Raw genomic sequence first — 8,383 nt, 5'->3', positions numbered from 1 at the left:
CTATCTGAGGACGGAAACCAGAAACACGTATACATCGCGCTTTACAGAAGTGGCAATGGTGTTCGCCAGCATTTAAATGGAGAGCCGGATGCGCTGAAAGGTGCACGTCCGGTTCGGGGCGGAGAGGCAGGGAAATAGTCCGACTACGCCCTGCCTCTTACTCTACTCCGCACCTGGCAGGGCTGGCTGTATCTGGCGGTGGTTATCGATCTCTTCGCCCGTAATGTGGTCGGCTGGTCGATGAAACCCACTCTCTCACGCGAACTGGCGCTCGACGCGCTGATGATGGCGGTCTGGCGCCGAAAACCAGACAGCGAGGTTATCGTACATAGCGATCAGGGCAGCCAGTACGGCAGTGACGACTGGCAGCGCTTCTACCGGGCCAATAACCTGGCGCCGAGCATGAGCCGGCGTGGCAACTGCTGGGATAATGCGGTGGCCGAATCATTCTTCAGTTCGCTGAAAAAAGAACGGATCAGAAAACGCATATATAAAACCAGGGATCTGGCCCGGGCGGATCTTCGATTACATTGAAGTCTTCTATAACCGGTCCCGGCGCCACAGCCACCTCGGCGACGTCAGTCCGGAGGCCTTCGAACAGGCCTCGTCGTGAGGACAGGATTTGTCTACAGGCGTGGGGTCAGTCCAAACTATAGGGCAGGATCGTCTACCGGGGCGGGGTCAGTCCATCAACGGCTCGGAAGTGTCTAGATTATCCGTGGCGATTCACCGGGGCAAACAGGCCGATCAGGAACGACATAAGAAAGTTCTGTATTACCGACAGGTCAAGAAACTGAGCATAAGAGAAACTGCTGAAGCCACCAGTTACAGTACATCTCAGGTCTGCAGGGTTCAGGCCCTGTTCAGGCCTGAAAATTAAGCACATTTTCTGAGGCTGGAAATCAACTCATGCTGACAGCCTGAGCCTGTTGGCATGGTAAGCAATGTGCTCACCAATAAAGCTGGAAATGAAATAATAGCTGTGGTCGTATCCAGTATGATATCGGAACGACGCATTGAGGTTCATCTCATTGCATACTCTCTCAAGGATTTTGGTGCGCAGTTGCTCTTCATAAAAGGCGTCACTCAGCCCCTGATCAATGAAGATTTCTGGTAATTTTTCACCCTGTAAAATGAGGCTGACTGGATCGTAGGCTTCCCACGTTTTTCTGTTTTCACCCAGGTAAGCGCTAAATGCCTGTTGCCCCCATGGCACCTGAGAAGGCGATACTATCGGGGAAAATGCTGATACGCTCACATATTCACCAGGATTTCGCAGAGCCAGCACCAGAGCACCCAGCCCTCCCATAGAATGACCGGATATAGATTTTCTTGCCGTTGCAGGAAAATGATTCATGACGACATCCGGAAGCTCTCTGAGAATATAGTCATACATCCTGTAATGAACATTCCACGGCTGTTCCGTCGCGTTCAGATAAAAACCGGCCCCCTGGCCAAGATCGTAACTGTCGGCATCCGGGACATTATTACCCCGGGGACTGGTATCCGGGACAACAACGATGACGTTATGCCGGGCTGCATAATGCTGCATACCTGATTTGGTGATGAAATTCTGCTCAGTACAGGTCAGGCCCGACAACCAGTATAGTACCGGCAGTTTTTCTGTTACTGCTTTGGGAGGAAGATACACACCGAAATTCATTTCACAATTAAGGGATTGTGAATAATGCCGGTACACGTTTTGCCAGCCGCCAGAGCTGGCATGCTGCTCAATGAGTTCCATCAGCCGTTATCTCATGGTTATTTCCCCTGACCGAAGCCAGGGGAAGTATCTTTAAATCCGGACGTCAGATAAACGTATACGCCGTGATTTTGTTACCCGCCGGATCCCGCAGGTAGGCAGCATAGGCCCCGGGAAGGTGACCACGCGGGCCAGGTTGACCTTCATCAGCTCCACCGGCGGCAAGGCCGGCAGCATGGAAAGCATCAACCTCTTCCGGGGTGGCAGCAGCGAAGCCGACAGTCACCCCGTTAGCGGAAGGTGCTTCACCGTTGCCCGGACGGGCAATGATAAATGCCGGCTTTTCGCGGCCATAGAGTACCCAGCCGTTGCCAAACGGGCCGAGGTTATTGATACCAAGCGTGCCCAGGACGACATCGTAAAATGCGGAGGATTTCTCGACATCGGCTGCGCCAATGAACACATGAGAAAAGATGCCGTCACCAGAAATTACCGGAGTTGTCATTTTCCACTTCCTTCAGTTTGAGTTGATTAAAATTCTGATGGGATCAGTAATGAATCACTGTCCGGATAGATTTGCCTTCATGCATAAGCTCGAAGGCGTCATTGATTTCATCCAGTGTCATCGTATGGGTTACAAATGGCTCAAGGTCAATATCCCCCTTCATGGCATCCTCGACCATACCGGGGAGCTGAGTGCGGCCTTTTACTCCGCCAAACGCGGAACCTTTCCATACGCGCCCGGTGACCAGCTGGAAAGGACGGGTGGAAATCTCCTGTCCGGCCCCTGCGACACCAATGACAACGGACTGCCCCCACCCACGGTGAGCACTTTCCAGCGCTGCACGCATGACGTTAACGTTACCGATACATTCAAAGGTATGGTCAATACCCCACTTGTTGATATCCAGCAGAACATCTTTAATCGGTTTGTCATAATCATTCGGGTTAATGCAGTCAGTGGCCCCGAACTGACGGGCCAGGTCAAATTTTGTCGGATTAGTATCGATAGCGATAATACGTCCCGCTTTTGCCTGACGGGCCCCCTGTACCGCAGCCAGACCAATTGCCCCCAGACCAAAAATGGCAACTGAATCGCCCGGCTGCACTTTAGCCGTGTTATGGACGGCGCCAATACCGGTAGTCACGCCACAACCCAACAGGCAGACGTGTTCATGGTTCGCCTCCGGGTTAATTTTTGCCAGAGAAACCTCGGCCACAACGGTGTATTCACTGAATGTGGAACATCCCATGTAGTGGTAAAGAGGCTGACCGTTGTATGAAAAGCGAGTGGTCCCGTCAGGCATCAGTCCTTTGCCCTGAGTCTCGCGAACCGATACACAGAGGTTCGTTTTACCGGACTGGCAGAATTCACACTCCCCGCATTCAGCGGTGTAGAGCGGAATAACATGGTCACCCGGCTTCACACTGGTGACGCCTTCACCAACTTCAACGACGATACCGGCTCCCTCGTGGCCGAGAACCACCGGGAAAACGCCCTCAGGGTCATTCCCTGAGAGGGTAAAGGCATCGGTATGGCAGACACCTGTGTGGGTGTTTTTAATCAGCACCTCGCCTTTTTTAGGCGGAGCAACATCAATTTCAACAATCTCCAGGGGCTTCCCTGGTGCAAATGCAACAGCGGCACGTGATTTCATACGTAATATATCCTCAATGTAATAATGGCCTCACCTATTTAAGATAGGCACGAACCAGCTCAATCGTATCGTCAACTGATTTACTGACTTCATGACTGTAGCTGTCATTCTGGTCAAAGGTTTCCCGTATGTGGCTCTCCAGCACCTCTGCCATCAGTCCGTTAGCGGCGCCCCGGACGGCGGCGATTTGCTGGAGAACGGAACGGCATTCAGCGCCACTTTCAAGTGCTCTTTCCAGAGCATCAATCTGACCCCGGATACGGCGAACCCGGGTTAGGACCTTTTTTTTCTCTTCAGGAGTACTGGGCATTGCTTACCTCACTGCTCTGTATTTCTTATACTATAGGGGAGTATTACATTAAGATCAACACATACCCCACTATAGTATAATAAATATATCAGAGCACCGGTAATGACTCCAACTTACTGATAGTGTTTTATGTTCAGATAATGCCCGATGACTTTGTCATGCAGCTCCACCGATTTTGAGAACGACAGTGACTTCCTGCCCAGCCTTGCCAGATGCTGCCTCAGATTCAGGTTATGCCGCTCAATGCGCTGCGTATATCGCTTGCTGATAACGTGCAGTTCTCCCTTCAGGCGTGATTCATAAAGCGGCCAGCCATCCGTCATCCATACCACGACCTCAAAGGCCGACAGCAGGCCCAGAAGACGCTCCAGCGTGACCAACGTGCGTTCACCGAATACGTGCGCCACAACCGTCCTCCGTATCCTGTCATACGCGTAAAACAACCAGCGCTGGCGTGATTTAGCGCCGACGTAACCCCACTGTTCGTCCATTTCCGCGCAAACAATGACGTCACTGCCCGGTTGTATGCGTGAGTTTACCGACTGCGGCCTGAGTTTTTTAAGTGTCGTAAAATCGTGTTGAGGCCAACGCCCATAATGCGTGCACTGGCGCGACATCCGACGCCATTCATGGCCATATCAATAATTTTCTGGTGTGTACCGGGCTGAGAGACGGTGTAAGTGAACTGTAGCTGCCATGTTTTACGGCAGTGAGAGCAGAGATAGCGCTGATGTCCGGCAGTACTTTTACCGTTACGCACCACGCCTTCAGTAGCTGAACAGGAGGGACAGCTGATAGAAACAGAAGCCACTGGAGCACCTCAAAAACACCATCATACACTAAATCAGTAAGTTGGCACCATTACCCGAATTACCAGCGTCTGCTCTTGGCACGGAGCGGACCTATTTACTGAGCCGAAGGTCCGCTCAGACTAACTCATTAAAGCCTGGTTGTTTTATCGCATCATCAGCCGTGTTCTGAAGCATTAGCTATGTATCTTCAGGGATGCTGATTTTCCCTCTGCACCAGATAAACCAGAATACAGTTTGATGTCGGTCAAAAAAGACAGCTTTAAGTGCATGAAATGAATAATGTTTCTTGAATGCTGGCAAAGCACTGGGATAGTAGTGTTGATTATTAGACGATCGGTCAATATTATTTATTGACGACTTAATGACTGAACGGTAAACGCCCGGACAAACGAGGTGAACGTGTTTAAATCTTTATTAATCAACAAAACAGATGGACGCTATAGTGCGCAACTTGCTGAAATCGCTGAAAGTGAACTACCGCAGGGGGATGTGGAGGTCAATGTTGACTATTCATCCATCAACTACAAAGACGCACTGGCCATTACGGGCCGGGGCCCAATCGTCCGACGCTTTCCCATGGTGCCCGGCATTGATTTTACCGGTACAGTGTCCGCCAGTTCACATCCCGAATATCAGGCCGGAGATAAGGTTCTCCTGACCGGCTGGGGTGTTGGGGAAAAACACTGGGGCGGACTATCCGAAAAAGCACGGGTAAATGGAGACTGGCTGACGCCGCTCCCGGCTGGCGCTAACGGCAAACACGTAATGGCAATCGGAACAGCTGGGTTTACCGCGATGCTGTGCGTAGACGCACTTCTGAATCATGGTATTAAGCCTGAAGATGGTCCGGTACTTGTTACCGGTGCCAGCGGCGGCGTCGGGAGCATTGCGGCCATGATCCTTGCATCAATGGGGTACCGCGTTACGGCGTCTACTGGACGCCCGGAAGAGGCTGCCTGGCTCTATAAAACGGTCGGTGTGGACGAGATTATTAACCGTTCCGAGCTCTCCTGTCCCGGAAAACCGTTACAGAAAGAACGCTGGGCTGCCGCCATTGATACAGTCGGTAGCCATACGCTCTGCAATGTATGCGCCGGGGTGCGTTATGGCAGTATTGTTGCAGCCTGCGGCATGGCACAGGGGATGGAACTAATGGGGAATGTGGCTCCGTTTATCCTGCGTGGCGTCACGCTGAAAGGGATTGACAGTGTCATGTTCGCGAAGGAAAAAAGAGCGGCGATCTGGCAGCAGGCGGTACAGTATTTACCGGAGTCCAGACTGGATAGCCTGACCACCGTTTATCCGCTGAGTGATGCCATCAATGTGGCCGAAAAACTTCTGAGTGGCGGAATTCGTGGCCGGGCAGTAATTCAGTGTAGCTAATGAAGTGGAAGCCAGGCTCAGCCTGGGTTTGATAATTATTATCAGGGGCTGCGGCCCCTTTTTTACTTTTCAACAGCCGTGTCCTTAGAGGGCTGATAGCGTACTGACTTTTTGAAATAGCTCCAGAAGTCGTACACAGGCTGGGTTGAGCAATAAAGTTTGGCACGCATTACGGCACCCTCCCAACTGCTCCAGAAAATGGCCGCCAGTTGCGTATTATTCATATCGGAACGGATTTCGCCCGAAGATAACGCGTCGGACAGACAGCACGCCACAAGCGCCTGCCAGCGCTCAAGTATTTCGTGGAGCTGTTTGATAAAGGACAGTGGAAGACCCGGACTCTCCTGCATCATATTGCCAACCAGACAGCCCCGGGTGAAATTGTACTTTTTAATGCCGTCGCAGGCATCGTCGATGAAATTTTCCAGACGCATCATTGGTGTGAAGGATGATTCATACAGATGTTTTTGGAGTTTATGCACAAAGAAACTGTCATAGGCGCTCAGAACAGTCTGGGCATACTCTTCTTTGCTCTTGAAATAGTAATAAAATGAGCCTTTAGGAACACTGGCATTTTTGACAATGGCATCGACTCCCGTTGAAAGAAAACCATTCTGCGTGAGCAGTTCAAGCCCGCTTCGGATCAGGTCATTACGGGTATCTGTATAGGTACTCTCTGTTTTTCGTGGCCTGCCTCGCCCACGAATTTCGCCAGTCATGACTTTGCTCCTGCATTTTATTAACGGAAAAGAATAAGTGATTTTGCGCGGAGGCTTCAATCAGTTTATCCCCGGCGGTGACGAGGTGGCCACCTATGCCGACTGGACAGGGGACTGACTATTGCCATAACGCCATCGCAGGTTGCTTCAGTAAACCTGCTAATCCCGTACAATGGCGAATTCGCTATATCCGCTTCTCGCACTTAGCTGCCATAAATCGGCCAGGCAATCACAGGTCATTTCTGTCTCGCAAAGAAGGTGCCGTTTCTGCTTTGCGTTGACACCCCTAAATATTAGAATTAAAAGGAGAGAGTTACTGGAAAAAGGCAGCGGAGGCAGTGACAATCGTGGCTTGAAGCCACTACTCGATGGATGCGGACATGTAGTTGGCGTCATTCGACAAAACTAGCAAACTTCTAATAGTCACCATTTCTCCCGTCTGGCGGGAGTGCTGTCAAATGCCCCCCTCATCTCTGTGTGGGAAATGAAGGGTGAAGGGGAAATAGATGACAGCGTTATTTCTACGCCCAGAATACTGAATACCTTGTACAGACGATCAATACTGGCGCTAGCAGGGTTTGCTTCCAGGCGGGCATAGGTTTGCTGCGTTACGCCAAGCCTCTCAGACACATCTTTTTGCGTGAAGCCCTTGATTTTGCGAAACCCGATTAGCACAGGTCTGAGCTGGTTCAGCGTTTTTATCGGGAACTGATTATTCATAAGTGACCTGCCTCGCAGACTGAGTAGGGAGTACCGCCCTGTAATACAGCAGGTAAGGTGTATTTTGTGTTATACAGACTATAGGCTGTAAAACCTTTATTGAAAAGATGCTGATGTTCCAGGGGCATGCCGAGCATGGACGATTTTCTGCGGGGCGGTATTTCGCTACGGGGGAGATTGCGTTCGGGCAATGTACCGGTGTAAAAAACGTCAATTTTTCAAAACCGCTGTTATCGGGATAAGCTGAAAACTCCGAAGGCAGACACAGCCACGAATAATGTCAGACTTAAACTCTGTAGCTGTCTTCTTTTGCCTGTAAATAACGTCTAGTTTGACTCTGATGAAGGCTGTACCAGGCAGAGAACATGTCACTCTCGGGGCCGGATGATAAAATGTGTTCAACTGGCTGGGCAGGGTAATAGCGAAGAACGTTCTCTGAAATTCGATTCAGCTCAGCGTAACGTGCGCTGTAGGTATGTATAAGGGGGCAGTTTGGATATCGAAAATTATTGTACGTTAGGCTCATTTTTTGACTATCAATGATGAGCCAATATCTGCCGAAATTTAACAGAACCGCCTATGCCCCAAATCCCGTATCGGTAGATATCATTTTTGTAGTAACTTTCCTTCCGACAGCACCACAGCCAAAATAATATAAATATATGATTTATACCGTAAATATGAATAATTGCGTTTATCCTTCTTTATACTATAGTGGAGTATACATTGACGCTGGTTGTATACTCCACTATAGTATATAAAATCAAAAATGGTGAGGTAAATAATGCCCAGTACTCCTGAAGAGAAAAAAAAGGTCCTTACCCGTGTTCGCCGCATTCGGGGTCAGATTGATGCTCTGGAAAGAGCGCTGGAAAATGATGCTGAATGCCGTTCCATTCTTCAGCAGATAGCTGCCGTTCGCGGAGCAGCTAACGGTCTTATGGCAGAGGTGCTCGAGAGGGCACTGTTGCAAAGTTAGCGATGAGGCAGCCTTTTGTCTTATTCAAAGGCCTTACATTTCAAAAACTCTGCTTACCAGGCGCATTTCGCCCAGGGGATCACCATAATAAAATGCTGAG

The 8,383-nt window shown here is 50.2% G+C and carries 8 protein-coding genes and 4 pseudogenes; 5 read left to right on the top strand and 7 right to left on the bottom strand.

Annotation, left to right across the window (positions count from 1 at the left end):
- The 3 pseudogenes from ACJ8MK_RS25615 to ACJ8MK_RS25605 form a co-directional block, all read left to right on the top strand.
- A pseudogene (locus ACJ8MK_RS25615) lies at nt 1-76 on the top strand (reverse transcriptase); the annotation flags it as partial.
- A gap of 80 nt (nt 77-156) precedes the next feature.
- Nucleotides 157-613, top strand: a pseudogene (locus tag ACJ8MK_RS25610) (IS3 family transposase); the annotation flags it as partial.
- Nucleotides 614-727: 114 nt separating this feature from the next.
- Nucleotides 728-880, top strand: a pseudogene (locus ACJ8MK_RS25605) (recombinase family protein); the annotation flags it as partial.
- Nucleotides 881-907: 27 nt separating this feature from the next.
- Here the strand turns inward: ACJ8MK_RS25605 and fghA are convergent.
- The 5 genes from fghA to ACJ8MK_RS25580 form a co-directional block, all read right to left on the bottom strand.
- Nucleotides 908-1,744 (bottom strand): S-formylglutathione hydrolase, encoded by an 837-nt coding sequence (gene fghA, locus ACJ8MK_RS25600; RefSeq protein WP_012561110.1) that lies wholly within the window; start codon nt 1,742-1,744, stop codon nt 908-910.
- Between the two features lie 64 nt (nt 1,745-1,808).
- Nucleotides 1,809-2,207, bottom strand: coding sequence for a VOC family protein (locus tag ACJ8MK_RS25595; RefSeq protein ID WP_012561111.1), 399 nt, complete (start codon nt 2,205-2,207; stop codon nt 1,809-1,811).
- Between the two features lie 43 nt (nt 2,208-2,250).
- A complete protein-coding gene (gene frmA / locus ACJ8MK_RS25590; protein ID WP_017384070.1) occupies nt 2,251-3,360 on the bottom strand; it encodes an S-(hydroxymethyl)glutathione dehydrogenase in 1,110 nt (369 codons plus the stop codon).
- Nucleotides 3,361-3,394: 34 nt separating this feature from the next.
- Nucleotides 3,395-3,670: a formaldehyde-responsive transcriptional repressor FrmR gene (gene frmR / locus ACJ8MK_RS25585; protein WP_017384071.1), complete on the bottom strand. Its 276-nt coding sequence runs from the start codon at nt 3,668-3,670 to the stop codon at nt 3,395-3,397.
- Between the two features lie 113 nt (nt 3,671-3,783).
- A protein-coding gene (locus tag ACJ8MK_RS25580; protein WP_223195083.1) for an IS1 family transposase occupies nt 3,784-4,481 on the bottom strand; the annotation gives its coding sequence in 2 pieces (ribosomal slippage) (nt 3,784-4,232 and nt 4,232-4,481; 699 coding nt in all).
- Nucleotides 4,482-4,881: 400 nt separating this feature from the next.
- On the opposite strand from ACJ8MK_RS25580, the gene acuI reads away from it, so the two are divergent.
- Entirely contained in the window at nt 4,882-5,865 is a 984-nt protein-coding gene (gene acuI / locus ACJ8MK_RS25575; protein WP_023280857.1) for an acrylyl-CoA reductase (NADPH), read from the top strand.
- A gap of 62 nt (nt 5,866-5,927) precedes the next feature.
- Here the strand turns inward: acuI and acuR are convergent, their stop codons facing one another.
- The gene (gene acuR / locus ACJ8MK_RS25570) at nt 5,928-6,584 is read right to left on the bottom strand and encodes an acrylate utilization transcriptional regulator AcuR (protein WP_023280966.1); all 657 of its coding nucleotides are present in this window, start codon (nt 6,582-6,584) and stop codon (nt 5,928-5,930) included.
- A 423-nt stretch (nt 6,585-7,007) separates the two neighbouring features.
- Nucleotides 7,008-7,304 carry a helix-turn-helix transcriptional regulator gene (locus ACJ8MK_RS25565; RefSeq protein WP_017384073.1) on the bottom strand — a complete coding sequence of 99 codons (297 nt, stop codon included), beginning with the start codon at nt 7,302-7,304 and terminating at the stop codon, nt 7,008-7,010.
- Between the two features lie 784 nt (nt 7,305-8,088).
- Here ACJ8MK_RS25565 and ACJ8MK_RS25560 point away from each other — a divergent pair.
- Nucleotides 8,089-8,262, top strand: a pseudogene (locus ACJ8MK_RS25560) (metal-sensing transcriptional repressor); the annotation flags it as partial.
- Between the last annotated feature and the right edge of the window lie 121 nt (nt 8,263-8,383).

Source organism: Serratia sp. CY38905 (assembly GCF_052168875.1).
Taxonomy (GTDB): Bacteria; Pseudomonadota; Gammaproteobacteria; order Enterobacterales; family Enterobacteriaceae; genus Serratia; species Serratia sarumanii.
This window is presented reverse-complemented; position numbering and strand designations above follow the sequence as displayed.